The organism is Paenibacillus paridis, from assembly GCF_006345825.1.
Lineage (GTDB): Bacteria > Bacillota > Bacilli > Paenibacillales > Paenibacillaceae > Pristimantibacillus > Pristimantibacillus paridis.
This window is the reverse complement of record NZ_VCIX01000001.1, coordinates 1-544: the sequence shown is the minus strand read 5'-3', so window position 1 is coordinate 544 and position 544 is coordinate 1. Positions and strand designations below refer to the sequence as shown.

Annotated in this window: 1 protein-coding gene; it reads right to left on the bottom strand. The window is 52.7% G+C overall.

The window, feature by feature from the left end; translation table 11 throughout:
* Positions 1–507 (bottom strand): immunoglobulin-like domain-containing protein (locus FJQ58_RS33280; RefSeq protein WP_476641256.1); only part of this gene is annotated, 507 nt, incomplete at its 3' end.
* Positions 508–544: the final 37 nt, after the last annotated feature.

The following is a 544-nucleotide window of genomic DNA, read 5'->3' as shown; positions in this document are numbered from 1 at the left end:
TACCTGTACCGTGAACGTTTTTGTTTCGGTGACACCACCCTTTGTAATCGTTGCGGTGAGCGTTACTTCTTTGTCTCCCGCTGTGTAGGATGGACGCGTCACTTTACCGTCTTCATCTACAACAGTCGTATCGCTAGAAGACCAACTGATCGTCGTGCCGCTTGCTCCCGTTGCAGGCAGCGTCAGGTCCTTCGTCACGTTCGTTGCACTGTCGCCACTTTCGAAGGTTACTTCCAACGCAGCCTTGTCNGTCAGGTCCTTCGTCACGTTCGTTGCACTATCGCCACTTTCGAAGGTTACTTCCAAAGCAGCCTTATCTTCGGCTACAGCCTCCGCGTTGGTTTGCGGGTTCGCTTTTACCTGTACCGTGAACGTTTTTGTTTCGGTGACGCCACCCTTTGTAATCGTTGCGATGAGCGTTACCTCTTTGTCTCCTGCTGTGTAGGATGGGCGCGTTACCTTACCGTCCTCATCTACAACAGTGGAATCATTCGAAGACCACGTGATCGTCGTGCCGTTTGCTCCCGTTGCAGGCAGTGTCAGG